At 64.7% G+C, this 25,629-nt stretch carries 23 protein-coding genes and 1 tRNA gene; 15 read left to right on the top strand and 9 right to left on the bottom strand.

Going from position 1 to position 25,629, the window contains the following annotated elements:
• Positions 1-73: 73 nt before the first annotated feature.
• The 5 genes from CBM2594_RS15335 to CBM2594_RS15315 all read left to right on the top strand — a co-directional run bounded on the left by CBM2594_RS15335 (position 74) and on the right by CBM2594_RS15315 (position 3,241).
• On the top strand, positions 74-685 hold the full coding sequence (locus CBM2594_RS15335; protein ID WP_010812311.1) for a glutathione S-transferase N-terminal domain-containing protein: 612 nt from the start codon (positions 74-76) through the stop codon (positions 683-685).
• A 57-nt stretch (positions 686-742) separates the two neighbouring features.
• Positions 743-1,231 carry a ClpXP protease specificity-enhancing factor gene (locus CBM2594_RS15330; RefSeq protein ID WP_116357571.1) on the top strand — a complete coding sequence of 163 codons (489 nt, stop codon included), beginning with the start codon at positions 743-745 and terminating at the stop codon, positions 1,229-1,231.
• A gap of 52 nt (positions 1,232-1,283) precedes the next feature.
• Positions 1,284-1,359 (top strand) — tRNA-Thr (locus CBM2594_RS15325).
• A 192-nt stretch (positions 1,360-1,551) separates the two neighbouring features.
• On the top strand, positions 1,552-2,466 hold the full coding sequence (locus CBM2594_RS15320) for a sensor histidine kinase (RefSeq protein WP_116357570.1): 915 nt from the start codon (positions 1,552-1,554) through the stop codon (positions 2,464-2,466).
• 13 nt (positions 2,467-2,479) lie between these two features.
• Entirely contained in the window at positions 2,480-3,241 is a 762-nt protein-coding gene (locus CBM2594_RS15315) for a LytR/AlgR family response regulator transcription factor (RefSeq protein WP_116357569.1), read from the top strand.
• A gap of 37 nt (positions 3,242-3,278) precedes the next feature.
• On the opposite strand, the gene CBM2594_RS15310 is transcribed toward CBM2594_RS15315, so the two are convergent.
• The 4 genes from CBM2594_RS15310 to manD form a co-directional block, all read right to left on the bottom strand.
• Complete coding sequence (locus CBM2594_RS15310) at positions 3,279-3,599, bottom strand: 2TM domain-containing protein (RefSeq protein WP_062801911.1); 321 nt, start codon at positions 3,597-3,599, stop codon at positions 3,279-3,281.
• A 141-nt stretch (positions 3,600-3,740) separates the two neighbouring features.
• On the bottom strand, positions 3,741-4,673 hold the full coding sequence (locus CBM2594_RS15305) for a sugar kinase (protein WP_116357568.1): 933 nt from the start codon (positions 4,671-4,673) through the stop codon (positions 3,741-3,743).
• A 1-nt stretch (position 4,674) separates the two neighbouring features.
• Positions 4,675-5,709: a Zn-dependent oxidoreductase gene (locus CBM2594_RS15300; RefSeq protein ID WP_116357567.1), complete on the bottom strand. Its 1,035-nt coding sequence runs from the start codon at positions 5,707-5,709 to the stop codon at positions 4,675-4,677.
• A 34-nt stretch (positions 5,710-5,743) separates the two neighbouring features.
• Positions 5,744-6,952: a D-mannonate dehydratase ManD gene (manD, locus tag CBM2594_RS15295; protein ID WP_116357566.1), complete on the bottom strand. Its 1,209-nt coding sequence runs from the start codon at positions 6,950-6,952 to the stop codon at positions 5,744-5,746.
• 270 nt (positions 6,953-7,222) lie between these two features.
• On the opposite strand from manD, the gene CBM2594_RS15290 reads away from it, so the two are divergent.
• From CBM2594_RS15290 to CBM2594_RS15280, 3 genes are read left to right on the top strand one after another with little or no spacing between them, the layout of a single operon-like run.
• A complete protein-coding gene (locus tag CBM2594_RS15290) occupies positions 7,223-8,668 on the top strand; it encodes a mannitol dehydrogenase family protein (protein WP_116357565.1) in 1,446 nt (481 codons plus the stop codon).
• Between the two features lie 35 nt (positions 8,669-8,703).
• Complete coding sequence (locus CBM2594_RS15285) at positions 8,704-9,723, top strand: TRAP transporter substrate-binding protein (protein ID WP_116357564.1); 1,020 nt, start codon at positions 8,704-8,706, stop codon at positions 9,721-9,723.
• Positions 9,724-9,761: 38 nt separating this feature from the next.
• On the top strand, positions 9,762-11,636 hold the full coding sequence (locus CBM2594_RS15280; RefSeq protein WP_116357563.1) for a TRAP transporter large permease: 1,875 nt from the start codon (positions 9,762-9,764) through the stop codon (positions 11,634-11,636).
• A gap of 544 nt (positions 11,637-12,180) precedes the next feature.
• Here CBM2594_RS15280 and CBM2594_RS15275 read toward each other — a convergent pair.
• From CBM2594_RS15275 to CBM2594_RS15265, 3 genes are all read right to left on the bottom strand, one after another.
• Entirely contained in the window at positions 12,181-12,651 is a 471-nt protein-coding gene (locus tag CBM2594_RS15275; protein ID WP_116357562.1) for a hypothetical protein, read from the bottom strand.
• A 4-nt stretch (positions 12,652-12,655) separates the two neighbouring features.
• Complete coding sequence (locus tag CBM2594_RS15270; RefSeq protein WP_116357561.1) at positions 12,656-12,913, bottom strand: DUF4258 domain-containing protein; 258 nt, start codon at positions 12,911-12,913, stop codon at positions 12,656-12,658.
• A 268-nt stretch (positions 12,914-13,181) separates the two neighbouring features.
• Complete coding sequence (locus tag CBM2594_RS15265; RefSeq protein WP_116296266.1) at positions 13,182-13,370, bottom strand: DUF1484 family protein; 189 nt, start codon at positions 13,368-13,370, stop codon at positions 13,182-13,184.
• 531 nt (positions 13,371-13,901) lie between these two features.
• Between CBM2594_RS15265 and CBM2594_RS15260 the strand changes: the two genes are divergently transcribed.
• The 6 genes from CBM2594_RS15260 to CBM2594_RS15235 all read left to right on the top strand — a co-directional run bounded on the left by CBM2594_RS15260 (position 13,902) and on the right by CBM2594_RS15235 (position 21,736).
• A complete protein-coding gene (locus CBM2594_RS15260; RefSeq protein ID WP_116357560.1) occupies positions 13,902-16,787 on the top strand; it encodes a type VI secretion system Vgr family protein in 2,886 nt (961 codons plus the stop codon).
• Positions 16,788-16,800: 13 nt separating this feature from the next.
• A complete protein-coding gene (locus CBM2594_RS15255) occupies positions 16,801-19,053 on the top strand; it encodes a M23 family metallopeptidase (protein WP_116357559.1) in 2,253 nt (750 codons plus the stop codon).
• Positions 19,041-19,706: a hypothetical protein gene (locus CBM2594_RS15250; protein WP_198048140.1), complete on the top strand. Its 666-nt coding sequence runs from the start codon at positions 19,041-19,043 to the stop codon at positions 19,704-19,706. Before CBM2594_RS15255 ends, CBM2594_RS15250 begins: the two co-directional genes overlap by 13 nt.
• 8 nt (positions 19,707-19,714) lie before the next feature.
• Positions 19,715-20,389 (top strand): hypothetical protein, encoded by a 675-nt coding sequence (locus CBM2594_RS15245; protein WP_198048139.1) that lies wholly within the window; start codon positions 19,715-19,717, stop codon positions 20,387-20,389.
• 378 nt (positions 20,390-20,767) lie between these two features.
• Positions 20,768-21,073, top strand: coding sequence for a hypothetical protein (locus tag CBM2594_RS15240; protein ID WP_198048138.1), 306 nt, complete (start codon positions 20,768-20,770; stop codon positions 21,071-21,073).
• Between the two features lie 18 nt (positions 21,074-21,091).
• Entirely contained in the window at positions 21,092-21,736 is a 645-nt protein-coding gene (locus CBM2594_RS15235) for a hypothetical protein (protein ID WP_198048137.1), read from the top strand.
• Between the two features lie 26 nt (positions 21,737-21,762).
• Here the strand turns inward: CBM2594_RS15235 and CBM2594_RS15230 are convergent, their stop codons facing one another.
• Together CBM2594_RS15230 and CBM2594_RS15225 are read right to left on the bottom strand one after the other, a co-directional pair.
• Positions 21,763-23,184: an amidohydrolase family protein gene (locus CBM2594_RS15230; protein WP_116357556.1), complete on the bottom strand. Its 1,422-nt coding sequence runs from the start codon at positions 23,182-23,184 to the stop codon at positions 21,763-21,765.
• A 4-nt stretch (positions 23,185-23,188) separates the two neighbouring features.
• Positions 23,189-24,538, bottom strand: coding sequence for a nucleobase:cation symporter-2 family protein (locus CBM2594_RS15225; RefSeq protein WP_116357555.1), 1,350 nt, complete (start codon positions 24,536-24,538; stop codon positions 23,189-23,191).
• A 513-nt stretch (positions 24,539-25,051) separates the two neighbouring features.
• Here CBM2594_RS15225 and CBM2594_RS15220 point away from each other — a divergent pair.
• Positions 25,052-25,629: AraC family ligand binding domain-containing protein (locus CBM2594_RS15220; RefSeq protein ID WP_198048136.1), on the top strand; the 578-nt coding region annotated here is incomplete at its 3' end.

Below are 25,629 nucleotides of genomic sequence, written 5' to 3'. Positions count from 1 at the left end.
CGGTAGCCGACTTTGGCAGAATGGCAGACCTTACTGTCCGACCCAGCTCCGGCTAAGCCCAAGGAATCCAACCATGATGGTGTTGTATTCGGGTACGACTTGCCCGTTTTCCCAACGTTGCCGCCTTGTCCTGTTCGAAAAGGGCATGGATTTTGAAATCCGCGACGTCGACCTGTTCAACAAGCCCGAAGATATTTCGGTGATGAACCCGTACGGCCAGGTGCCTATCCTGGTCGAGCGCGATCTCATCCTGTATGAGTCGAACATCATCAACGAATACATCGACGAGCGCTTCCCGCACCCGCAACTGATGCCGGCCGACCCGGTGCAGCGCGCCCGCGCCCGCCTGTTCCTGTTCAACTTCGAAAAGGAATTGTTCACCCACGTCTACACGCTGGAGAACGAAAAGGGCAAGGCCGCGGAAAAGAACCACGAACGCGCCCGCGCCGCGATCCGCGACCGCCTGACGCAGCTCGCGCCGATCTTCGTCAAGAACAAGTACATGCTGGGCGAAGAGTTCTCGATGCTCGACGTCGCCATCGCGCCGCTGCTGTGGCGCCTGGACCACTACGGCATCGAGCTGTCGAAGAACGCCGCGCCGCTGCTGAAGTATGCTGAACGCATTTTCAGCCGTCCCGCGTACATCGAAGCGCTCACCCCGTCCGAAAAGGTGATGCGCCGCTAACCGGCACCGGCCCGACGGCATCCGCCCTCGGGCCATCGCGGCGCCATTGGAAGCACAATGCCTGAAACCTCCACCAAGCCCTACCTGATCCGCGCCATCTACGAATGGTGCACGGACAACGGCTTCACGCCGTACATCGCCGTCTTCGTCGACGCCAACACCAACGTGCCGCGCGAGTTCGTCAAGAACAACGAGATCGTGCTCAACGTCAGCTTCGACGCCACCAGCGGCCTGGACATGGGCAACGAGTGGATCACCTTCAGTGCACGCTTCGGCGGTGTCTCCCGCAAGATCGACGTGCCCGTCGAAAACGTGCTTGCCATCTACGCGCGTGAGAACGGACAGGGCATGGCCTTCCCGGTCGAACGCAGCGTGCCGGAAACCCAGGCCGCCACCGAACGCGAAAACAACCCTCCGCCCAAGCTCGCCCCGGTCGAAGCCGAAACCCCGGCAACCACCAATGACACCGGCCCCGGCGACGACGACACGCCGCCTCCGGTGCCCCGCATCGGCGGCAAGAAGCCGGCACTGAAAGTGGTGAAGTAAGCCATCCCAAAGCCGACCGCAATGCAGTAGAATCGCGGTCTGCACCAGACATGCCGGCTTAGCTCATCAGGTAGAGCAGTTGATTTGTAATCATCAGGTGGCGGGTTCGAGTCCTGCAGCCGGCACCAGAATTGAAGAACGGGCTACGCATTGCGTAGCCCGTTTTTGTTTTGGCTGACGGCGATGACAGCCGGCGGGTGTTGGCGGCGGATTTCTCGCGATTCGCGCCGCCGATCTGGCGGTTCCCGCCAACGCCATATCGATGCCGAGGCACGCGGTGGTAATCTCGCCAGGTCACTCGTCCACCCGCGCACCCACCCGTGCCTTTCCCCCACTCCCGCCTCTGGCGCCCCGCCCCCGAGCAACGCGCCTACGAAGAAGCCCGCCACCGCGTGCGGGCGCTGCGCTTCTTCTATCTGCACGCCATGGTCTACGTGGTGGTGAACGCGATGCTGATCGGCTTCCATCTGATGGGATCGTCGCATCGCCCCTGGGCGGGCGGCCCGCTGATGGGCTGGGGCATCGGCCTGGCGGTGCACGGCATCATGACCTGGGGACGTGTGGGCCTGCTCGGGCGGCGGTGGGAGGAGCGCAAGATTGCCGAATACATGGCGCAGGAACAGGTGCGCACGCTGTCGACGGAAAAGCAGCTGGTCGAGGCGCGCATGAAGCTGCTGCAGGCGCAGATCGAGCCGCACTTCCTGTTCAACACGTTGGCCAACGTGGTCAGCCTGATCGAGCCCGCGCCGCAGAAGGCCACGATGATGCTGGAGCATTTCATCGCCTATCTGCGTGCGTCGCTGGCCGCCAGCCGTGCGACGCAAGGCACGGTGGCGCAGGAGGCGAAGCTGCTGCGCGACTACCTGGCGCTGATCCGTATCCGCATGGGCGAGCGGCTGCATTATTCGGTCGAGGTCGACCCTGAACTGGAGTCGATGCCGCTGGCGCCGATGCTGCTGCAGCCCGTGGTCGAGAATGCGATCAAGCATGGCCTGGAGCCCAAGATCGAAGGCGGGCGGCTGCTGGTCCGGCTGGAGCGGCGCGGCGCGCGCATGCTGGCGACGATCGAGGACGATGGCATGGGCTTCCGGCCGTCGGCCGGTGCGGGTGTCGGGTTGTCGAACCTGCGCGAACGGCTGGCGGTGCTGTATGACGGCGACGCCCACGTCAGGATAGAAGAGCGCTCGCCCGGTACCGCCGTGCTGATCGACCTGCCGCTGCCGCCTGCATCCTGAATTGGAGACGCCGATGACGCCCACTGCGCTGATTGCCGATGACGAAGAGCACCTGCGCGCGTACCTGCGTGGCAAGCTGCAGCGCCTGTGGCCGGAGCTGCAGATCGTGGCCGAGGCGACCAACGGCATCGAAGCCGCCGACGCCATTGCGCGCTTGTCGCCGAGCGTTGCCTTCCTCGATATCAAGATGCCCGGGCTGTCCGGACTGGAAGTGGCGCAGGGCATCGAGACCGATACGCGGCTGGTGTTCGTCACGGCCTATGACGAATTCGCGCTCGATGCGTTCGAGCGCGCGGCGGTGGACTACCTGGTCAAGCCGGTCGGCGAGGAACGCCTCGGCCGCACCATCGAGCGGTTGCGCAAGGCGTTGCAGGAAGCCGCGCCGCTGCCCGAGCTGGCGCAGTTGCTGAACCAGCTGACACGCGCCCAGCCGCGCGCGGAAGGCGGCGGCCAGTTGCGGTGGGTGCGGGCCAGCCGCGGCAATACCACCAGCCATGTGCCGATCCAGGAGGTGATGTATTTCCAGAGCGACGACAAATACGTCGTGGTGCATACCCGCGATGGCGAGCACCTGATCCGCACGCCGCTGGCGGAACTGATGGCGGGGCTGGACCCGGAGGTGTTCTGGCAGATCCACCGCTCATCCATCGTCAATATGGAATACGTGGCCGGCACGCGGCGCGACGACTCGGGCCGGCTTTTTGTCAGGATGCGCGGCAGCGATGCCGAACTGCCGGTGTCGCGCGCCTATATGCATCGGTTCCGGCAGATGTAAGCCGGCCGGCGCGTGCAGCGCCGGTCCAGTGATCTGGCTAGTGCCGATCCATGAATTCCTGGATCTTGCGCTGCTCCCAGTCACGGCCCCGGCGCGACAGCCGCGTCCACACCAGCAACCCGTGCAGCGCTAGCCCCAGGCCCCAGGCCAGCGTGGTGGTCAGCGGCCAGGGCCAGCCCGTGGTGGCGTAATGCGACCATGACGGCGACGGGAAGTAAAAGAAGCGGAACCACAGCCACGCATTGACCACGGCGTAGACCAGCAGGTGGATATACCAGCCGCGCAGCGCGCGCACCATGCGGCGCGCGCGCCAGTAGGCCATGGCGTTGGGGTCGTTGGGCGGGAAGGCGTGGTGCATGGGATACCTCGTCGTCAGGAAGGTTGGCATGCGACAGGTATAGGCCACCACCAGGCATCGTTCCAGGCCCATGGGCCGAATCGACGGATTTCGTTCGCGAGCGGGCGCGCGGGCAGCGCGAATGTCACCGCTTCGGCACCCTCATGATTGCGCTTGCAAGGCCTCCCGCACCGCTTGTGCACGCGGCAGCGGCGCCGCCGCGCCGTAGCCCGTGGTGGCCAGCGCCGCTGCCGTGCAGGCCCAGCGCGCGGCCGACACGGCGTCGTCTCCGGCCACCAGCCGCGCCAGATAGCTGCCGTCGAAGCAGTCTCCCGCGCCGGTGGCATCGACGGCGTCAACCGGGTATGGCGCCACGGCGGTCACCGGTCCGCCCTCAGACACCAGGCATCCCTGGCTGCCCAGCTTCAGCACCACGTGCCGCGCGCCCATCCGATGGCACCAGTCGACGATGCTCAGGGGTTCCTCGATGCCGGCGAGCAGGCGCACGTCGTCAAGGCTGGGCAGAAACAGGTCGCACAGCGGAATGGTCGTCAGGATCACGTCGCGGGCGCGCTCCAGCGGCCACAGCGAGAGGCGCAGGTTCGGATCGTAGGCCACCTTGTTGCCGGCCTGGCGGGAGATGCGGATCGCCTCGCGCACGGTACGCGTGGCGGACGGGCTGATGGCCTGGCTGATGCCCGAGACGTGCAGCCACGTGGCCCGTTCCAGCAATGCCACCGGCAGCGCCGACGGCTGCATCCGGCTGGCGGCGGAGCCCGTGCGCCGATAGCTGAAAGTGTGTCCGCCGGGGCCGTGATGAACGAAGTAGAGCCCGGTAGGCGCCGACGCATCGATGACGACGGCGCTGGTATCGACGTGCTCGGCGCGCAGCAGGTAGAGGCACATGCGCCCGAACTCGTCGTCGCCCAGCCGGGTCACGTAGGCGCACCGCGCCCCCTGGCGCGCCGCGGCGATGATGGCGTTGGCGGTATCGCCGCCAAAGCCCTGCACGTAAGTGCGCGAACCCCGCGCGCCGGCGTGGTTGAATTCCACCATGGCCTCGCCGAGGGCGACGATGTCGAATCTCGCGCGCATGTCAGGCGTCCTCGCCCAGGTCGAGCAGCACCTTGCAGCTTGCGCGCGGCTGGCTTTCTGCAAGATCGAACGCGTCTGCCACGTCGCGGAAGTCGACCTGATGCGTGACGATCCGGCCCGGATCGACCAGCCCGCGCGTGATCCAGTCGATCACGGTAGGGAACATCGCGCAGTTCAGGCGCGACGCGTACAGCGTCAGTTCCTTGCCGGTCAGCGCCTGCTGCGGCAGCGCCGACGGCGTGGCGGAAAACCCAAGCACGCCGATGCGGCCTGCCGGTGCCGCGATGGCCACGGCTTCCTCCAGGATGGCAGGATGGCACACCGCATCGTAGATCAGCGTCGGCCCCCACGCCACGCCGCGCCGTTCCAAAGCGCGGGCAAGCGGCTCGCGCGCGGTGTTGATGATTTCGTCTTCCCCGGCGCCGCAGCCACGCGCCAATGCCAGCCGTTCATCGACATGGTCGGTGATGAAGGTGCGTACCCCATACACGCGCTTGAGCACCTGCAGCAGGTTCAGGCCGACCGGCCCGGCCCCGTAGATCAGCGCCACGTCGGTGGGCAGCACGCCGGTGCGGTGCGTGACGTTGGCCGCCACGGCGAACGGCTCGATCACAGCGGCACTGGCGTTCGGCATGCCATCGGGTACCACATAGGCATTACCCGCCGGCACGCATGCGTATTGGCTGAAGCCGCCATCGCGGTGCACGCCAATCACCTGCAGCCGTTGGCAGACATTGTGCCGGCCGATCCGGCAGGCGTGGCATTGGCCGCAGCTGACCACCGGATCGACCACCACCCGCTCGCCAATGCGCAACGCGCTGACGCCGGCGCCGACCGCATCGACATGGCCGACGAACTCATGGCCGATCACGCGCGGATAGGTCGCAAACGGGTTTTTGCCATGGAAGATATGCAGGTCCGACCCGCAGATACCGGCGAGACGGACGCGCACGCGCACCTCGCCTTCGGCAGGGACGGGAATTGGGCGCTCGCGCACGGCCATGCAGTGCGGTTGCTCGACGACTATGCTGAACATGCTGGCTCCTTGTTCCGGTCAACTGGCGCGGCGGCTACCAGTTCCACATCGCGCCGTCGCGCAGCCGCGCCACCGGCAGGTAGGCGCGCTCGTATGGATAGCGGGCCGCCAGCGGCTCATCGATGTCGACGCCCAGTCCCGGCACGTTGTCCATCACCAGGTAACCGTCCTCCAGCCGGTAGTTGTGCGGGAACACCTCGTCGATCAGGTCGCCATGCGGCATCAGTTCCTGGATGCCGAAGTTAGGTGCCCACAGCCCGAAGTTGACCGCCGCCGCCATGCATACCGGAGACAGGTCAGTGGCGCCGTGGAAGCCGGTGCGCACCTGGTAGGTTGCGGCGAAGTCCGCGATGCGGCGCACATGCGTGATGCCGCCGGCGTGAACGATGGTGGTGCGGATGTAGTCGATCAGCTGCTGGCTGATCAGGTCCTTGCAGTCCCACAGCGAATTGAAAATCTCGCCGGCCGCAAGCGGGGTGGTGGTGTGCTGGCGAATCAGCCGGAACGCTTCCTGGTTTTCGGCCGGCGTGGCATCTTCCAGCCAGAACAGGCTGAACGGCTCCAGCGCCTTGCCCAGGCCAGCCGCTTCGATCGGGGTCAACCGGTGATGCGCATCGTGCAGCAGATGCGGGGCGAAACCCACGGCTTCGCGCACCTTGCGGAATAGCTCGGGCGTGTGGCGCAGATAGAGCGACGTGTCCCAGGGCTCCTCCGGCGGCAGGCCCTTCTGCGCCGGTTCATAGCGGCCCGGCTGCGTGCCCACGCCGTAAACCTTGGACAAGCCCGGCACGCCCGACTGCACTCGGATCGCCTTGTAGCCTTGCTCGAGATGGCTGTGCACCGCGTCGATGGCTTCGGCGTGGTCGCGGCCGGTGGCGTGGCCGTACACCATCAGGCCATCGCGGCTGCGCCCGCCAAGCAACTGGTACACCGGCATGCCGGCCAGCTTGCCCAGGATATCCCACAGCGCCATGTCGATGGCCGCGATGGCGGTCATCGTGACGGGCCCGCGCCGCCAGTAGGCGCCGCGGTAGAGGTATTGCCAGATGTCCTCGATCCGGCGCGGGTCGCGCCCGATCAGGCACGGGATCACATGCTCGTCCAGGTAGGCGCGCACCGCCAGTTCGCGGCCATTGAGTGTGGCGTCGCCCAGGCCGTACACGCCGGCATCGGTGACCACCTTGACCGTCACGAAGTTGCGCCCCGGGCAGGTGACGATGGTTTTTATCTGTTCGATCTTCAAGGGTGTCTCCGGCCGGATCGTCGTTGGGTTGGCCCGAAGGCGCTGCCTGGTGGCGCAACGCCTGCATCGGTGTGGATGGCGCCAGAGTACTGCCGACGGAATGCGGCGGAGTACGGCCGATTCCGCAATCAAATGCAGCGATTGCCGCGTTTGAATCGCGAAAGCACCGCACATTCGACACCACGGCTACGTGCAAACTTCTTCGCATCGAAAACACTGCCCGGATGCACGCACGATGCTGCCGCCAACAGTCCCGCCGAGGTACCGCCGATGAGGCTCACGCAACGCAACAGTTGCCGCGCCAACGCTGAAGTGCAACAGCCCGGCTACGATCGCAGCCGCTTGTCGCGCGGCGTGCTGCATCTGGGCCTTGGCGCATTCCACCGCGCGCACCAGGCGCTGTACACCGAGGCCGCGATCCGCGCCGGGGATAAGCGCTGGGGCATTGCCGGCGTCAGCCTGCGCGAGCCGCGCACACCGCGCACGCTGGCGGCGCAGGACTTCCTGTATTCGGTAACCGAGTGCGAAGGCGCGGCCGCTACCACGCGCATCGTCGGCGCCGTGATGCAGGCCTGGTATGCCCCGCATGCGCTGGGCGAGGTGCTCGGCGCGCTGGCCGATCCCGCTGTCGCCGTGGTGACCTGCACGGTCACAGAAAAGGGCTACTGCCAGCATCCGTCCAGCGCCGACCTGGACCCGAACCACGCCGATATCCGGCACGACCTGGCCCATCCAGACACGCCCAGAAGCACGCTCGGCGTACTGGCCGCGGGTTTGCGCCGCAGGCCCGCCGGCGCGCCGCTCAGCATCGTCTGCTGCGACAACATGTCCGCCAACGGCGATACATTGCGCAAGCTGCTGGCGCAGTACGCCATGCTGAAGGACCCGGCGCTGGCCCGGCGCGTGCGCGACGACGTGGCCTTCCCCAACACCATGGTGGACCGCATCGTCCCCGCCGCCACGCCGGCATCGCGCCGTGACGCGCAGCGCCGCCTGGGCCTGCGCGACGAGGCCGCGATCATCTGCGAAGCCTTCACGCAGTGGGTGATCGAAGACCGCTTCGCCGGACCGCGGCCGGCATGGGAAGCGGGCGGCGCGCTGCTGACCGGCGATGTCCGGCCGTTCCAGGCGATGAAGCTGCAGTTGCTCAACGGCACGCATTCGGCCATCGCCTATGCCGGGCAACTGTGCGGGCTGCAGACCGTTGCCGAGGCCATGGAGGATCCGCTGGTCGGCGCTTTCGCCTGCGGCGTGATGGCAGACCTGCGCGCCACCGTGCAAGCGCCGCCCGGGTATGACGCAGGCGCCTACAGTCAGGCCTTGCTGCAGCGCTTGCGCAATGCGGCGCTCGGCCACCGCACCGTGCAGATTGCAGCCGACGGCACGCAGAAAGTGCCGGTGCGCTGGCTGCCCGCGCTGCGCGCCAGTGCCGGCACCGAGCGGCCCTGGCTGGAGCGCGCGCTTGCGGTCTGGCTGCATTGCCTGCGCGGCGGGCGCAGCGATGGCGGCCAGCCGCTTGCCTTCGACGACCCCGGCGCGCCCGCGCTGGCGGCGTGCCTGCGTGGCGCGCACAGCGATGCCGATGCCGTGCGCCAGGCACTCGCGCACACGCCGGTCTTTGGCAGCGAGCCCTGGCCGGCCTCACTGGCAGACCGGCTGGCCAGCCACCTGGGGGTGCTGCGCCTTGGCGGCGCTGCTGCGCTGCTGTCGTCCTGAGCCACCCCACCTTATAACAAGGAGACCGACACACCATGACCGTTTTGTTCACCCGGCGCCGCTTTGGCGCGCTAGCCGCCGGCACGCTGGCGATGACGCTGCCGGCGGCACACGTATTCGCCCAGGCCGCCACCATCCGCCTGAAGTACGGCACCGCCTTTCCCGCCGACCATCCGGGCACGCTGCGCATCCAGCAGGCCGCGGTGGCGATCCGCCAGGACACCGGCGGCAAGGTCGACCTGCAGGTCTATCCCAACAGCCAGCTCGGCAGCGAACCGGACATGATCGCGCAGGTGCGCACCGGCGCGATGGATTTCATGTCCACGGCCGGCACCAACCTGCAAACGCTGGTGCCCACCGCCGGCATCAACGGCGTGGCCTTCGCCTTCAAGGACTACACCACGGTCTGGGCCGCGATGGATGGCGACGTGGGCGCCTATGTCCGGGCCGCGCTGAGCAAGGTCAACCTGCATGTGTTCGACAAATGCCTGGACAACGGCTATCGCAACATCACCTCGGCCAGCCGGCCGATCAACACGCCGGCCGACCTGAAGGGCTTCAAGGTGCGCGTGCCCGGCATCCCGCTGTGGATCTCGATGTTCAAGGCGCTGGGCGCGTCGCCCACCGCCATCCCGTTCGGCGAACTCTATTCGGCGCTGCAGACGCGCGTCGTCGACGGGCAGGAAAACCCGCTGGCGCTGATCCGCAGCGCGAAGCTCTATGAAGTGCAGAAGTTCTGCGCGCTGACCGGACATACCTGGGATGGCCACTTCATCTTCGGCAACGCCAAAAAGTTCCAGGCGCTGCCGGCTGAGGTGCGCGCCGCCATCACCGCCCATTTCACCGCGGCGGCGCTGAAGCAACGCGAAGACATCGCGCGTTTGAATACCGATGCCCAGGCCGAGCTGACCCGTCTTGGCATCGTCTTCAGCCAACCCGACCCGGCGCCATTCCGCGCCTTGCTGCAAGGGGCCGGCTTCTATGCCGAATGGAAGAAGAAGTACGGCGACGAGGCGTGGTCCCGGCTGGAGAAATACGCCGGCCGTCTCGCATGACCGCTGGCACCAACGATAAAACAGAAAAGGAGACATCGATGGAGCACACCGCTGATGCCATCGCACCAGCGCCGCTGAAGCCGTCAGCGCCGCCGGCCGCCGCAGCGTGCTGGCGCCGCCTGATGGCCTGCATGGTCGAGGTGCCGGCCGCATTGATCGTGCTGGCAGAGATCCTGCTGCTGGGCGGCGGTGCGTTCGCGCGCTACGCCCTGCACCAGCCGGTTCCCTGGACGGACGAACTGGCCAGCATCCTGTTCCTGTGGCTGGCGATGCTCGGCGCCATCATCGCGCTGGACCGCGGCGCGCATATGCAGCTGACCACCTTCATCAAGAACCTGCCACCGGCCAGGCGCGCGTGGGTGGATGCGCTGGGCATGTGGCTGGTGGTGGCGTTCCTGGCGCTGTTGCTGCGGCCCGCCTGGGAACACCTGACCGAGCATATCGAGGTGTCGACACCTACGCTGGAAATCAGCGAAGGCTATCGCGCCGCCGCGGTGCTCGCCGGCATCGTGCTGATGCTGGTGGCGGCAAGCTTGCGCCTGCTTGCGGCGCGCTGGAAGCCGGTGGTTGCGACAGGCCTGACGGTGGCGTTGTGCGGCGGACTGTTGTGGCTGCTGTCGCCCACGCTGATAACGCTGGGCAATGCCAACCTGGTGATCTTTTTCCTGCTGATGCTGGTCGCATGCGTGGCCATCGGCGTACCGATCGCCTTCGCCTTCGGGCTGGCGACGCTGTGCTATCTGTCGCTGTCCACGGCCACGCCGCTGTCCATCATCCCGAACCGCATGCAGGAGGGCATGTCGCACCTGATCCTGCTGGCGGTGCCGCTGTTCGTCTTCCTGGGCGCGCTGATCGAGATGACCGGACTGGCGCGGGCGATGATCCATTTCCTGGTCAGCCTGATCGGCCATCTGCGCGGCGGCCTGCAGTATGTGCTGCTGGGCGCGATGTATATCGTCTCCGGCATTTCGGGCGCCAAGGCCGCCGACATGGCCGCGGTGGCGCCAAGCCTGTTCCCGGAAATGAAGCGGCGCGGCGCCAGGGACGGCGACCTGATCGGGCTGCTGTCGGCCTCGGGCGCGATGTCGGAGACCATCCCGCCCAGCATCGTGCTGATCACGGTGGGATCGGTGACGGGGGTATCGATCACGTCGCTGTTCATCGGCGGGCTGATGCCCGCGGCGGTGGGGCTGGTGATGATGGCGCTGGTGGTGTGGTTCCAGACCCGCAAGGAAGACATGAGCCGCGTACCAAGGCCGTCGCGCCAGGCGATCGTGAAAGCGCTGCTGGTCGCGCTGCCGGCGCTGGCCCTGCCCGTCATCATCCGCACGGCTGTGGTGGAGGGTGTGGCTACCGCGACCGAGGTGTCCACCATCGGCATCTTCTATGCCGTGGTGGCGGGGGTGCTGGTGTATCGCCGGTTCGATTTGCGTCGGATCTATCCGATGCTGGTGGATACCGCGGCGCTGTCTGGTGCGATCTTGCTGATTGTCGGCTGTGCGACCGCGATGGCGTGGGCGCTGACGCAATCCGGCTTCGCGCAAGACCTGGTGGGGATTCTGTCCGCAGTCCCTGGCGGCAAGACCGGTTTCCTGCTGGTATCGGCGCTGGCTTTCGTCATCCTCGGCAGCTTGCTGGAAGGCATACCCGCCATTGTGTTGTTCGGGCCGTTATTGTTTCCCATTGCGAAGCTGGTTGGCGTGCATGAAGTGCACTATGCCATGGTGGTGATATTTGCGATGGGACTAGGGCTGTTCGCACCGCCATTTGGCGTGGGGTTTTATGCCGCCTGCGCGATCGGGCGGGTCTCGCCGGACGTAGCGATGCCCCGGGTGTGGCCGCATATGGCGGCGCTGTTTGTGGCCTTGGTGTTGTTGACGTTGGTGCCCTGGTTTTCGATTGGGTTTTTGTGATTGGATTCTGGGTGGCTCGGCACTGCGGGTTTCAGGCTCTAGCGCGGGAGTGCAGGGCTGCGCGTGCATCGCGCTGTCGCGGGCGGGCCCAAAAGGCTTTCCGTTCCGCTTGTTTGCTCCCCTCTCCCGCTTGCGGGAGAGGGGCGGGGGTGAGGGCCGGGCGCATCAACGAAGTGACCACCTTCGCCAAGCGTTTGATTTGGTTAGTGCCACCAGAAAACCGAAGCCCACCGTCATTCCCGCGAAAGCGGGAACCCAGCGACTTTAAGAAGCGCTTGCGCTTCAAAGACACTGGGTCCCCGCCTACGCGGGGACGACGTGTCGGTTACTGGGAGCAAGTCGGCATGGCCAGCGTGCGACTCTACCAAAGCGGGAGCAAGCAGGCGGGAGCAGACGCGCTTCACGAAGTCACCAACCTAACAAACATGGAAGATGTACCGCTACGCAGGCAGCAGCCACAAGGGTTGATGGTTCGACAACGATGCGAAATCCTAAGGCGCCCTACGGACTGCATCGACTACTGCCGGCAGCGGGGCATGCAGTCTTATGCCGCAACGTTTCCGTCGCTGCCTTGCGACTCCACCTTGGATGCCCATCCCGACTTTGCGGCGCGTAGCACGATCTTCTGCTTCTCCGCGCGTTCGATTGTGTTGATGCGCTCAATCACAGAGGCAATCGGTGCATTGCCTTCTGCGCGCGCCAGGTAAAGCAGGCGCACCAGTTTGTCAGCCCAGCCTGGCAACTTGCCGGTTTTTTCCCAACGCGCAATGGCCTGCTCATTGTTGCCAAGTAATTTCGCCAGGCCGGCTTGCGATTGCATCAACCCGGCGCTGCGGATGTAGCGAAATTCCGTACCGGTGAGAGGGGAGGGCTTCTTTGCCAGAGCCAGGCAAATGGCGACGCAAAGACCATCCAGGTCCTCGATAGACACGCCTTCGCCATAGGGCGTTTTCTGGACTTTGTATCCATTGACCAGCCACACGTTCTTGAGGCCGCCGTCTGTGTAGTGGTACATCTTCTTACCTTTTGGTCACATCCATCACCGTAATGACCGTCAAGTCGGACGCGGGATAATCGACCAGAACAACGACGCCAACGTTGATTCCCGAAACATAGCGTTCCATCACGCAGCGAAGACCGGGTGCCCGCATGTCGAGCTCCGGTTCACGCGAGATGACGCCTTTACGAAGCGCTTCGAGAACCATCGGGTCGTTGATCATCCGTAGCCACATTCGCTCTCGCGCATGAGGGACGAAGACGATGTTCGACGTTTCCATTGCACATGCGTGAATGTGCTTTTCCAACTGACGTGTCGATGGGTGCCTCACCGGGCCACCTATTATTTTGATAGGTTGAAGTGTATCCCAGTTTCACGCTTCGTGGTGCCTGGCGCGATAGGACACTTCGCATTCCACGTGACTTCGTGGATGCTCTGGCCCTCCGCGCCCCTCTCCCGCGCGCGCGGGAGAGGGGCGCGAACAAGCGGGAGGAGACGCGCTTCACGGCGCCTAACCGCAATGCGTTCGCGCCGGCAAGCGGTCTACATCAGCAAGCCGGCAACTCGTCCTCCAGCACCCGCTCCAACTGCGCCTTCACCAATCCCAACAGGCAAAACGCCGCAAAGCCGCCTTCCCACCATTCACTCTGCTGCTCCAGCAGCGCAAGCACCCCATCTATTCCCGCTGCCACCGCCAAAAGACTGTACCGCGCCGTAGATAGATCGATTTCCGACATAGGACCTCCTATCGTTACATGAAGGTCCGCCGCGCGACGCAAGGGGAGGGCGGCGGGCCTGACGATGAGGGTGGAAACCGGTGTCACAACCATTGCCCGGTCAGCCTTGCGGCTGCCTCATCCGGCCCGCCATGGATGGCTTGCACGTATAGGCTGGAACGGTCGTCACGGACGACCGTTCGGTTGAGACATTCGAGTTTCCACACTCGGTCACCGTTGTTCGATGACAGCCCCAGTCTCCCTCGCCGCGACACGCAGCGCGATAAGACAGTTCGCATTCCCATACGGACGCCTCATCCTGCCCGAGCCCCGCCCGCCAGCAAATAGCCGAAATCCTAAGAGCGCATGCGAAGCGAAAGCTCGTGCCGTTGAAGGGAGAACTTCCGGGTATTTGATCGAGATGAAGATCGCGCTTCGAATCGGCATTCCTCCGTTGATTTCCGTTAGATGCAAGCGCACAAATAGCCGATTGCTATGCGCGAGATCGCCATAGCGCGTTCGAACACCAAGGCGGTTTGACGCATCGACAAAATGGATCTTGCACGCTTCCACCAACAGCCCTTTTCCTCTACCCATCGCCTGTATGCGCTGGAAGGTGAAGGCGCGCTGGGTGAACTGGGCGTCGAAGCCTGGATCGGCCGCGATGCCATCTCTGCGCTGTCCGAATGGCGCATCGTCGCGGTCAGTGCCAAGGTCGATATCGCGCTCGACAGCCTGCTTGGCCAACGCGTCACGCTGCTGACCACGCTTGCCGGCGGTGGCCAGTTGCGCCGCACGGGGCTTATCCGGCAGGCGGAGAAGCTCGGTGCCGACGGCAGCCTCGCGCGCTACCGCCTGACCGTGGTGCCATGGCTGTGGCTGACCACGCAGCAGCGCCACAGCCAGGTGTTCCAGCACCGCAAGCTCGACAGCATCATCGAAACCGTTCTACAGGACTACGCGCCGTATGCGCGATGGCGCTATGCCGCCGGCGCCGAAGCCCGCATCGACGTGTTCGGTGAACGCGACCACATCGCGCAGTTCCGCGAGACCGACCACCACTTCCTGTCCCGCCTGCTGGCCGAGGCCGGGCTCGGATATACCGTGGTGGAAGACGACGAAGCGCCCTTCGGGCATGCCGTGGTGATCTTCGCCGACAGCACACAACTGCCCGATGATCCCGAATCAGCGGCTGGCGGCGGCATCCGTTATCACCGCGCACATAGCCAGGAATCGGCCGACGCGATCCAGCAGTTGATCTGTGAAACGCGTGCGGCGGTCGGCGGTGTCGCGGTGGGCGCCTGGGACCCTGAGACGAAGCGCACCATCCGCGGTCACGCGCCGGCGCGCTACGGCGGATTTGCCAGCCATGCCGCCAGTCCGGATCCTTACCTGTCCGTCAGCCTGTCGCTGGCGCCGGACACGGTCAGCGCGCAGCGCATCGCCGAGCAGGTAATAGAAGCCATCGAAGCCCGCGCGCTGGTGTTCACCGGCAGCGCCTCCGTACGTACCTTGCGCAGCGGCACGCGCCTGACCGTCACGGATTGCCCGCACCTGCCGCCGCAACAAGACGATACGGCCGGCTACCCGCTGCTGCTCGATGCGGTCGAACACTGCGGCATCAACAACCTCCCCGTGGAAACGCGTGCCGCGCTCGCCGACCGGATCGGGCCGCTGGAAGCGGCATTGTGTTTCGAGATGCCACCACCGGCGCCGGATGTTGCGGCGACTACCACCGGTCTGATGCGCAGCGTCTTCGACGACACAGCCGAGCGGCTGGTACCGACCGAATCCCTGCGGAAGGCCGCACGGGAACACGGCTATGCGGCGCCTTTCCGGGCCTTCGATGCACGCCGCCCCCGGCGCGCCGCCGTGCTGGAGGGCGATTGTCCGCGCCTCTACAGCCATTCCACCCCGCTGGGCGTTCATACCGCGATCGTGGTCGGCCCCGACGGGCAGACGCAGCCGGACGGCAATGCCGAACACCACGCCAGCCCAAGCGGCCAGATCCGTGTGCGCTTCCCCTGGCAGCGCGGAGAACGCGCCGACGACCGCAGCAGCCGCTGGGTGCGCGTCGCACAACGGCAAGCCGGCGCCGGCATGGGCTGGCAATGGCTGCCGCGCATCGGCCAGGAGGTGGTGGTCAAGTTTGCGGACAACGATATCGACCAGCCTTTCGTGATCGGCGCGCTTTACAACGGGCACGGCGAAGCCGGCATCGCGCCCACGCCGGGCGGCAAATCGATGGCCGCCACCACGTTCTTCCAGCCTTACGACGCCAGCGGTCTCTATGCGATGGGTTCCGACAGCCGGCCCAGCGCGCAGGGCAACCTTGCCGGCGGCAACAGCCCGGCGTGGCACGGCATGAGTGCCGACCCGGACGGCCACCGCAACGACGCCGCGCTGACTGGCTTCAAAAGCCAGGAACACGGCGGCAAGGGCTACAGCCAGCTGGTGTTCGACGACACCGATGACCAGCTGCGCACGCAACTCGCCACGACGGAACAGGCCACCCAACTCAACCTCGGCCATGTGATTCACCAGCAGGACAACCGCCGCGGCAGCTTCCGCGGGCAGGGGTTCGAGCTGCGCACCGACGGTTATGCCGCGGTGCGCGGGCAAGCGGGGTTATTGCTGACGACCTATCGCGATGCCGTCACCAAGCGGGTGCTGCCGACAGGCGACAACGCTGCCGGCATCGCGCTGTTGCGACAGGCGGGCGATCTGGTCAGGACGCTGAGCGATGGCGCTACCACGCACCAGAGCCAAGCCCTCTCGACGGGGAAGGATGACGAGGCGCCGCTGGCGAAGCAGGCCAAGGCCGCAGCCGGCATGGTCGATGGGCAATCGCTCGAAGCGGCCAGGGAGGACGCGGCCAGCGGCAATACCAGCACGCCAGGCAAGGTGCCGCATCAGGGCGAGCCGATGGTCCACCTCAACGGCAGGGCTGGTGTGGCAGTTGTCGCGGGACAGGACTTGCAGATTGCCAGCGGCGAAAGCGTCGTAATGGCCAGCGGGCAGGACCACAGTATCGCCGTCGCGGGGCAGGCGCGCGTGCATGCGGGTCACGCGATTGGCGTGGCGGCGGGACTGTCTGCGGCTGGCGAAGGAAATGTCGGCCTGCAACTGACGGCGGGCCAGGACGATATCGATCTGCAGGCGCAGCATGATTTGTTGAAGCTGGCGGCGCGGGAGGATCTGACCATTGTCTCGGCCAATATGAATGTGGATTTTGCGGCCGCCAAGCGCATTCGTATTGCGACCGCCGGTGGGGCTGCCAGCACGATTGAGGGCGGCAATATCACCTTTGAATGTCCGGGGCCGATTACCTATAAGGCAGCGCAGAGGAAGTTTGAGCCAGGCGTCCGCCACGACTATCCGCTACCCATGGCGCCGGCCACTCCATGGGAGATACCCGGTTCCTTCCCATACTCCTGAGCCGCATTGCCTCATGATCATCAGCTATCCCATCATTACAATGCCGCCGACGGGCAACGCCATGGAAGAGTCGGAGGACGCCTGGCTGGCGCGGCTGCTGGCCGAATCGGACGACCCGAAGGGCGCGTATCCGGCACGCAGGATCGGCGCCACGTACTGTTGGCACGGCGGTCTGCATATCGGCGCCAATCAGGCCACGCCGGTTCGGGCCATCGCAGATGGCACCATCGTGGCCTACCGGCTGGCGCCCAGGACCGAAGCCTACGAAGGCCAGCCCTACGACACCAGTTTCGTGCTGCTGCGCCATGAGACCGAAACCGGCGCCGCCACGCCAGTGGTGTTCTATTCGCTGTACATGAACCTGGCCGCCGCTGAGCATTTGCACGGTCGTACCGACACGCTGCCGGCGTGTTACCGAACCCGTACCAGCCACGACGCGCGCATGCCGGACGATCCCAGGAAAGCCAAGGTCTACCGGCGCGACATACTCGGCTATCCGGGAAGCCAGCACCAGACCGGTCGCAGCGGCTTCCATTTCGAGATCTTCTGTACCGACGAAGCACTCGCCGGCTTTTTCCACGACAGCAGCCGCATCACGGACAAGGGCAGCGCCGATGTCTATGGCGACATGCACTTCGTTATCCCGGAAGACAAGTCATTTGTGGCGGCGCATCCGCGCTTGCCGGCGGGCAACGGGGTATGGCGGACGGCGGAAAAGGAGGGCAACCCGATGCTTCCGGCCGGCACAGCGGGGAGCAATACCGGGCAGTGCCTCTATGTCAGCGTCCGACTGGACAAGGACAAGCGCATCACCACCACACGCATACGCACAGCGCAGGGCCAGTACCGCGAAATCGGCCGGCTAGTGCAGCCAGGTTATGCGTATGCCATGCTGGCTCTGGCGGAGGCGCTGTATCCGGACAACCCAAGCGCCGGCCTGGAGTGGCTGACCTTCGGGCGCGTGCTCAGCGAAGAGCGCAGCCGCCACACCGATAATTGGCAATTGGTGCCCTATGCCCCCGGATCAGCAGGCTATATCGACCTGTCGCAGGCCGGCATCGTGCAGTTGTCTGACGCGGACTTCCCGCACTGGCTGGGCTGGAAGAAGGTGGAAGAAGGCACGATGCTGAGTCCGGGCGATGCCATCGTCGACGATCCAGCGACGCTACAGATGCTGGGCGACAACGGCGATGCGTGCAAGGCGGCGCTGCGTCATCTGGTGGTCAAGCATCCGACTGAATGGGATGTCGCTGACCTGGATGCACGCTTTGCGCGCCTGTGCAAGCCGGGCCTGCCGCTGGTTGCGGAAGATAGCTGGCAGCGGTTCAAGGAGCAGGCGCAGAAACTGGGATTCTGGCAGCACACAGGATTGCCCCGTGCGGTATGGCATTTCCATCCGCTGCAGTTCATTCATCATATGCGTCGGGCGCTGTGGCTTAGTGCCAACGAGTTAAAGCAAGCCGTACCCGCAAGAGCCTTGCGGGGTGTGGGGACCGGCGTTCCGAAGAGGATCGTCTATGAGAACGCTCGTCCATCTGCCGGCCGGCTGGTCATGCCAAATAAGAACACCTTGAATGCCTCTTGGCGCAAGTACGGCATAACGAGCCGCGCGCGGCTAGCAGCATTCTTGGGGAATTCGGTGCAAGAGACCGGCTGGCTGCGTGCCACGTCTGAGGATGAGTCGGGTGGCAAATGGTATGCCCCTTGGTACGGGCGTGGGTTTCTTCAATTAACCCACCCGGGCAACTACATCAACTATTGGAAGTTCAGAGGGCGCAGCATCGATTCCGCGGTAAGCGCGCGGCTTGCGCGGGCTCATGCAAGAGCGGATGAACTGCGCAGTAACGTGCCATTGCATAGCGTTGAAGAATCGCTGCCTTCCGCCATACGCCAATGGCGCGGGGATGTTACCGATATGACATACGATGCAGCAGACAGCGCCGGCTACTATTGGCTCAAGAACCGCGCCTACAAGGAAGCCGACGTGAACGCAGGAAGTACACGCCGAACCTTCACTATTCACCTCAGCAGCCAGCTCAAGAAGGGAGCGCTGTTCGCATTCTATGAAAACGTTCCCTTCTGGCGCGTGGCCTGCATCGTAAACCTGCCAGGGCACCTGGAACGGGAGACTCCTTCGCTGAATGGCCTTGTGGACCGGTACCATGCATATGGATATGCTCAGGTTCTGCTGTTCGACCACCCCACTTTCCCAGACGAGACCGGTGTGCTGCAATTTAAACCAGAGGACTATGAATGGAAGAAGTGAAACAGCAAGGATGGCTAGCACTGGCCAGTCGTTGGAAGGTGCTTGCATTACTGGTCCTTAGCTTGAGTGCGCAGGCGGGCGCTGACTCGCATGTGCCCAAGGGGATGCAACGCTACGTCATTCCAATTAAGGGGTGTGCGGTGGAGTTTGTGGCGAAGGCAGGTGGCCGGGTTGCCGCGGACAAAGCGGCCTCTCTCCCGGTGGGATGGTTTCATCATGAAAATTACTATCCGAAAGACCGCTATTCCCGGTCACTGTCTATTTCGCTCAGCTGCCATGCCGGCAATGCGAGAGACCTATGCCCACAGCTACTGGCTGATTATAGAAATCTCGACAAATTGCAAGCACGTGATATCCAGCTTCGCCGTCTGACCAGGTTGAACCCCCGCTACTATGGGGAGGCGTACATAGCATCCGATAGTGGCGTTCCGACCCCACGCAGGCGCGATCTGGACCTTTGTATGGGGAATGAAACGAAGGCGATTCTTACCGAGAACGGCGGCATCAACTTACGCTATGACCCCCGGGAGATTGTAGAAACGCGTGGCAAGCCCGTCCTGAAGCAGTCGGAGCACGCACTGCCAGACGTGCTCGCCATCATCCGGTCGATTCGCTTCGTACCCGATCCAACACCCAAACAAGACAGTCGGTAGGCCAGGGAATGCACGAGATAGCCCCAAATGCTGACCGTGCATTGATGCGACGGCGGATAGCGTTTGGCATCCTTGCTGTCAGCCTGAATGCGCAAGTCGAGGCACAAGCCCATGATGCGTCTATCCCCAAAGGAATGCGGCGCTACGTAATCCCGATCAAGGGTTGCGCAGTGGAGTTCATAGCAAAGGTCGGAGGCTACACTGACATCATTAGGTCTGGTCCTTTAGCATCAGGATATTTCCAACACGGCAATTACTATCCCAAGGATCGGTACTCACGTGCGATGTCCTTCTCCATCAGTTGCCAGTATGGCAATGCGCACGAGTTGTGCCCGCGAGAAATGAGCGAACGCCGGGAGTCTGACCCGATGATGATCCGGGATACTCAACAGCGTGACCTCACCAGCCTTAACCCGCGGTATTACTCCGATGCCGCCATTGCCACTGCAACAGCTGTAGCGACACCGCGCAGCCGTGACCTCCATTTTTGTCTAGGCGACGAAACGCGTACGATCGTGACGATGAATGGTGGCATCGTCGTTGGATTCGACCCGCGCGAGATCACCGAAACGCGCGGAAAGCCGATCTTGAAGCGCTCGGAGCGCGCACTGCCAGACGTGCTAGCCATCATCCGGTCGATGCGGTTCGTACCTGATCCAGCACCCAAACAAGACAGCCGGTAGGGATGGGAATGCATGAGATAGCGCGAAAAGGTCGCAGTGCATTGGCGCGGCGGTGGATAGCGTTTGGCATCCTTACTGTCGGTCTGGCGGCGAAAGTCAGAGCGCAAGACCACGATGCGTCTGTCCCGAAAGAGATGCAGCGCTACGTGATCCCAATGAAAGGTTGCACGGTGGCGTTCTTGGCCAAAGGCGGCGGAATGGCAAGGATCGATGAAACGGCCTCAACGCCCGATAGGCTGGTTTCATCACGACAACTACTTCCCCAAGAGCCGCTACACGCGTCGGATGGCTTTCTCGATCAGCTGCCATGCCGGGGATGCGAAAGAGATATGTCCGAAGCTAATGAGAGCATACCGCGGCGTTGATAAGGACCATGCCATGGATATTCAATTCAGACGACTTGCCGATCTGCACCCAAGCTACTACAGCGAAGCGTACATAGAGACATGGAGCGCGACTGCACCGCCACGTCCTCGGACATTGGGTTTTTGCATGGGTGACGAGCGGCGCGCGGTTATGAGTGAGAACGGCGACGTGCTATTAGGCTACGACCCGCGCGAACTCACCGAAACGCGCGGAAAGCCGATCTTAAAACGCTCGGAACACGCACTGCCCGATGTGCTAGCCATCATCCGGTCGATGCGGTTCGTACCTGATCCTGCACCCAAACAAGACAGCCGGTAGGCATGGGAATGCATTGAGATGGCACCAAAAGATCGCAGTGCATTGGCGCGACGGAGGATAGCGTTTGGTGTCCTAGCCGTCAGCCTGAATGCGCAAGTCGCGGCACAAGACCATGATGCGTCGGCCCAAAAATGGACCCGGCGCTATGTAATCCCGATCAAGGATTGTGCGGTGGAGTTCAGCGCAAAAGCGGGGGGCTACACTGACATCGTCAGGTCCGGTCCTTTAGCATCGGGATATTTCCAACACGACAATTATTATCCCAAGGGTCGGCTATCACGTGAGATGTCCTTTTCGATCAGTTGCCACCCTGGAAGCGCGAGGGAGATATGCACCAAGCTAATGGAAGCATACCGTGGCGTTGAAAAAGGCTATGCCCAGGATGTACAACTCCGACGCCTTGGCGATCTAAACCCGCACTACTACAGCGAAGCGTACATCCAGACATGGAGCGCCGTAGCGCCACCTCGTCCTCGGACATTGAGTTTTTGCATGGGTGATGAACATCGTGCAGTGATGACTCAGAACGGCGACTGGCTGTTGGGCTACGACCCGCGCGCGATCACCGAAACGCGCGGCAAGCCGATCTTGAAACGCTCGGAACACGCACTCCCCGACGTCCTAGCCATCATCCGCTCGATGCGGTTCATCGCCAACCCATAACACCCAAGCCACCCCCAATCGCCCCCTCAATCCACCAACCCCACCAAAGCCTCCCGCGCCTCCCGCCTCAGCTTCTCCAGATCCAGCCCCACAACCGCCCCATCACGCACCACCTGCCGCCCCCGCACCAGCACATCCCGCACCGGCGTCGGCTCTCCGGCGGCAACCGGCGCGGTGCCGATGTCATGGAACCCGTGGAACCGCAGCCCGCGGACGTCATAGATCGCCAGGTCCGCCGACTGCCCTGGCGCCAGCGTGCCGATTCCCGGCAGCCCAAGCACTTGCGCGCCACCGGCAGTGCCCCAGTGGATCACTTCCTCGACGCGCGTTTGCGCGGCGCCGCCGAGCGCGCGATGCACCAGCCAGGCAAAGTTGGCCTCATGCACCATGCTGCCCGATTCATTGGACGCCACCCCGTCGACGCCCAATGAAATCGGCACGCCCGCGTCCGCCATCGCCCTGACCGGCGCGATGCCGCTGCCCAACCGCGCATTGCTGACGGGGCAATGCGCCATGCCGGTATTGGTCACGGCCAGCATGCGGATCTCTTCCGGGTTGACGGTGACGAGGTGCGCGAACCAGACATCGGGGCCCAGCCAGTCGTGGTCGGCGACGAACTGCACTGGCGTGCACTGGTACTTCTCGCGGCAGAACTTTACGTAGTTGTCGGTCTCGGACAGGTGCGAATGCAGCCGCAGGTCCATGCCGCGGCCAAAGGCGGCGAGTTCGCGCAGCAGCGCGGGCGGCAGCGAGAAGGTGGGGGTTGTCGGTGCCACCACCACGCGGCGCAGGCCGTCGGGGGCGGCGTCGTGGTAGCGGGTTTTCAGCCGTTCGATATCGGCCAGCATTTCGTCCAGCGTCTCGGGCACCAGTGCGGTGGCGCGCATGCCGGGATGGTCGGCGGCGGACTGGATCGCGCCGCCGCGGCACAGCACCAGGCGCATGCCCAGTTCCTCCGCAACCTCGAACAGCACGTCGCCGGTTTCCGCGCCGTGGCCGTGGTGATACAGGTAGTGGTGGTCGGCGCAAGTGGTGGTGCCGGACAGCAGCAGCTCCGCCATGCCGAGCCGCACCGCGGTGCGGAAGATCTCTGGGCTGAAGCGTGCCAGGCGCGGGTAGGCGACGGCGGCGAGCCATTGCTCGAGCCCGACGTTCATGCCGCCGGGCACGGCCTTCAGCAGGTTCTGGAACAGGTGGTGGTGGGTGTTGACCCAGCCCGGGTAGACCACGCAGCCGCTGGCGTCGAGCACGGCTTCGCCGTCGTGGCGTGGCAGGCTGGGGCCGATCTCGGCGATGCGGCCGTCGCGAATGCGGATGTCGGCGGCGCCGGCGCGTGCGGCAGTGCCGGCGCGGCCGGTCATCACGGCGGCGGCATTGCGGATCAGCAGGGCGCCGGCCGGCGCGGTGGTGGCGTTAGTGTTGGCGTTGGTGTTGATGTTCTGCACCATGTTTTCAGACCCCTTGGACGTTGTCGGCGCTGGCGGGCAGCTCGTCGGCTTCACGGGCTGGCAGGCCGTTGAGAATCAGGTTGAGGACCACGGAAACCACGCAGGCGATGATCACGCTGCTGTGGACAAAGGGCTGCAGGAAGCCGGGCAGCTTCTCCAGCATGCCGGGCAGCATCACCGGCATCATCGCGCAGCCGAGCGTGATGGAGACGATGGAGAGATTGTTGGGATTGCGCTCGTATTCCACCTCGCCCAGCGTCTTGATGCCGGCGGCGACGACCACGCCGAACATCACCATGGTGGCACCGCCAAGCGCCGCGGCGGGAATCGATGCAAACAGCGCGCCGATCTTCGGTACCAGCGCCACCGCGCACAGCATCACGCCGCAGGTGGCGACCACCCAGCGGCTGCGCACGCCGGTGACGATCACCAGCCCCACGTTCTCCATGAAGGCGATATACGGGAACGCCGCGAACATGCCGCCGATGGCGCTGGCCAGGCCGTTGGCGCGCAGGCCGCGGGTGGCGTCGCGCTCGGTCAGCGGGCGCTTGACGATGTCGCCGACGGCGATGAACAGGCCCATCGATTCCACCATCTGCACCACCATCACGATCACCATGGTGGTGATGGCGCCGATATTGAAGGTGGGCATGCCGAACGCGAACGGCGTCACCATGGTGAACCACGGCGCGCGCGCGACTTCATCGAAGCTGCCCATGCCCAGCATCCACGCCACCGCGCCGCCGACCAGCAGGCCGATCACCACGGACAGGTTGCGTACCAGTTCGCCGCCGTGCCGGTTGATCAGCAGGATCAGCGCGACTACGCCGAAGGCGACCAGGAAAAAGATGGGCGCGCCGAAATCCGGCGCGCCCCTTCCGCCTCCAAACCAGTGAAACGAAACCGGGAACAGCGACAGGCCCACCGCGGTGATGGTGCAGCCGCTCACCACCGGCGGGAAGAAGCGCTTGAGCTTGCCGATCACGGGCGCCAGCAGCATCGCGATCACGCCCGCGGCGATGATCGCGCCGCAGACGCCGTTGAAGCCCAGCGTGGGGTCGGTGCCGATGGCGATGACCGGGCCCACCGAGCTGAACGCCACGCCCTGCATCAGCGGCAGGCGCACGCCGAACTTCCAGAAGCCCACGGTCTGCAGCAGCGTGGCGATGCCGGAGGTGAACAGCGCGGTGCTGATCAGCATGGTGGTTTGCGCCGGCGTCATCTTGAGCGCGCCGGCAACGATCATCGGCACCGCGATGGCGCCGAGGTAACTGACCAGCATGTGCTGGAAGCCGAGCGACGCCATGGCGCGTGCCGGCAGGATCTGGTCGACGGGGTGAACCGCTGCTTGCATGATGTTGTCTCCTGCCGCGTGCTGGGGAAAGTGCGCCATGCCGGCGGCGGCTGGCCCGGTCTGTGGATGCCGGGCTCGGTCCGTCACGGTGCCATGCGCGGCGCATGGCCCACGCATGCCTTGCACAGTAGTGATGCGCGGCATGCCGTCATAGCGTTATTGCGAAGGCCCTGGCACCGGGCCGCAATCGCGCTTGCAAAATGCGCGCCGGGGGGGCAGGGGTTTCCCTTGGGTTGCGTGAGGGGGGCGGGGGTCATACGATGGATGGACGTGTTTCGTGGCGAGGGCGTGCCGCTCGCTGCTGGTTTGCTCCCCTCTCCCGCTTGCGGGAGAGGGGCAGGGGGTGAGGGCAGGCGCCGGCATACCGACGGGGTGAACTTCGTCGACGCTCTGGCCCTCACCCCCACCCCTCTCCCGCGCGCGGGAAAGGGTGCGTCCACCGCGGCCGTCTGCAGTGCCATGCGTCTCGGTAGGCAAGCGTTTGTGTTCCCCAACTTTCCGTCGCCATCGCCTATGCCACCCACCGCAGCATGGTCCGCCGCCTCCCGCTCGCCCTTCAGCCGCGGTGGCGACCTCGACCGCATCCAGTCGCTGTCCGGCCGCGTGTTCGGCCCCACGCGGCTGCGCGCGGCGGAGGCGGATGCGGCGCTCGATGCGCGCATCGATACCAGCACCATCGGCCGGCTGACGCTGGTGACGATCGCCTACAACCAGGCGGTGCAGATCGAGCCGCAGCCGAACAAGGACGAGTTCGTGATCCAGACCGTGCTGGCCGGTACCTGCCGCGTGGAAACGCCGCGTGGCGCGATGCTGATGCCGCCGGGCGCCACCTTCGTGTTCTCGCCGACGGTGCCGGCCACGCTGTCGCTGGACCCGGGCTGCGAGCGCTTCAGCGTGGTGATCCGGCGCCAGCTGATCGAAGAGGCGTTCCGCCAGCAGTTCAGCTTCGAGCCGCCGGCGCCGATCGAATTCGACATGCAGCCGGTGGCCGACGATGGCCGTGCGGAACGCTGGCAGGCGCTGGTCAGCTACCTGCGCGCGGAAACGCGCGTGCGGCGTGAAGGCAGCGGCGTGCCGGCGGTGGATGCCAG

It is taken from the genome of Cupriavidus taiwanensis, from assembly GCF_900249755.1.
In the GTDB taxonomy this organism is placed as follows: domain Bacteria; phylum Pseudomonadota; class Gammaproteobacteria; order Burkholderiales; family Burkholderiaceae; genus Cupriavidus; species Cupriavidus taiwanensis_D.
Note: the sequence above shows the minus strand (reverse complement) of the source record. Positions and strands in the feature narration are given on the sequence as shown.

What these genes read in the sequence shown, in the direction of transcription:
- CBM2594_RS15335 (WP_010812311.1), top strand. Translation starts at nt 74, where the DNA reads ATGATGGTGTTGTATTCGGGTACGACTTGCCCGTTTTCCCAACGTTGC.
- CBM2594_RS15330 (WP_116357571.1), top strand. Translation starts at nt 743, where the DNA reads ATGCCTGAAACCTCCACCAAGCCCTACCTGATCCGCGCCATCTACGAA.
- CBM2594_RS15315 (WP_116357569.1), top strand. Translation starts at nt 2,480, where the DNA reads ATGACGCCCACTGCGCTGATTGCCGATGACGAAGAGCACCTGCGCGCG.
- CBM2594_RS15310 (WP_062801911.1), bottom strand. Translation starts at nt 3,599, where the DNA reads ATGCACCACGCCTTCCCGCCCAACGACCCCAACGCCATGGCCTACTGG.
- CBM2594_RS15305 (WP_116357568.1), bottom strand. Translation starts at nt 4,673, where the DNA reads ATGCGCGCGAGATTCGACATCGTCGCCCTCGGCGAGGCCATGGTGGAA.
- CBM2594_RS15300 (WP_116357567.1), bottom strand. Translation starts at nt 5,709, where the DNA reads ATGTTCAGCATAGTCGTCGAGCAACCGCACTGCATGGCCGTGCGCGAG.
- CBM2594_RS15290 (WP_116357565.1), top strand. Translation starts at nt 7,223, where the DNA reads ATGAGGCTCACGCAACGCAACAGTTGCCGCGCCAACGCTGAAGTGCAA.
- CBM2594_RS15285 (WP_116357564.1), top strand. Translation starts at nt 8,704, where the DNA reads ATGACCGTTTTGTTCACCCGGCGCCGCTTTGGCGCGCTAGCCGCCGGC.
- CBM2594_RS15280 (WP_116357563.1), top strand. Translation starts at nt 9,762, where the DNA reads ATGGAGCACACCGCTGATGCCATCGCACCAGCGCCGCTGAAGCCGTCA.
- CBM2594_RS15275 (WP_116357562.1), bottom strand. Translation starts at nt 12,651, where the DNA reads ATGTACCACTACACAGACGGCGGCCTCAAGAACGTGTGGCTGGTCAAT.
- CBM2594_RS15270 (WP_116357561.1), bottom strand. Translation starts at nt 12,913, where the DNA reads ATGGAAACGTCGAACATCGTCTTCGTCCCTCATGCGCGAGAGCGAATG.
- CBM2594_RS15265 (WP_116296266.1), bottom strand. Translation starts at nt 13,370, where the DNA reads ATGTCGGAAATCGATCTATCTACGGCGCGGTACAGTCTTTTGGCGGTG.
- CBM2594_RS15260 (WP_116357560.1), top strand. Translation starts at nt 13,902, where the DNA reads ATGGATCTTGCACGCTTCCACCAACAGCCCTTTTCCTCTACCCATCGC.
- CBM2594_RS15255 (WP_116357559.1), top strand. Translation starts at nt 16,801, where the DNA reads ATGATCATCAGCTATCCCATCATTACAATGCCGCCGACGGGCAACGCC.
- CBM2594_RS15250 (WP_198048140.1), top strand. Translation starts at nt 19,041, where the DNA reads ATGGAAGAAGTGAAACAGCAAGGATGGCTAGCACTGGCCAGTCGTTGG.
- CBM2594_RS15245 (WP_198048139.1), top strand. Translation starts at nt 19,715, where the DNA reads ATGCACGAGATAGCCCCAAATGCTGACCGTGCATTGATGCGACGGCGG.
- CBM2594_RS15240 (WP_198048138.1), top strand. Translation starts at nt 20,768, where the DNA reads ATGGATATTCAATTCAGACGACTTGCCGATCTGCACCCAAGCTACTAC.
- CBM2594_RS15235 (WP_198048137.1), top strand. Translation starts at nt 21,092, where the DNA reads ATGGCACCAAAAGATCGCAGTGCATTGGCGCGACGGAGGATAGCGTTT.
- CBM2594_RS15230 (WP_116357556.1), bottom strand. Translation starts at nt 23,184, where the DNA reads ATGGTGCAGAACATCAACACCAACGCCAACACTAACGCCACCACCGCG.
- CBM2594_RS15225 (WP_116357555.1), bottom strand. Translation starts at nt 24,538, where the DNA reads ATGCAAGCAGCGGTTCACCCCGTCGACCAGATCCTGCCGGCACGCGCC.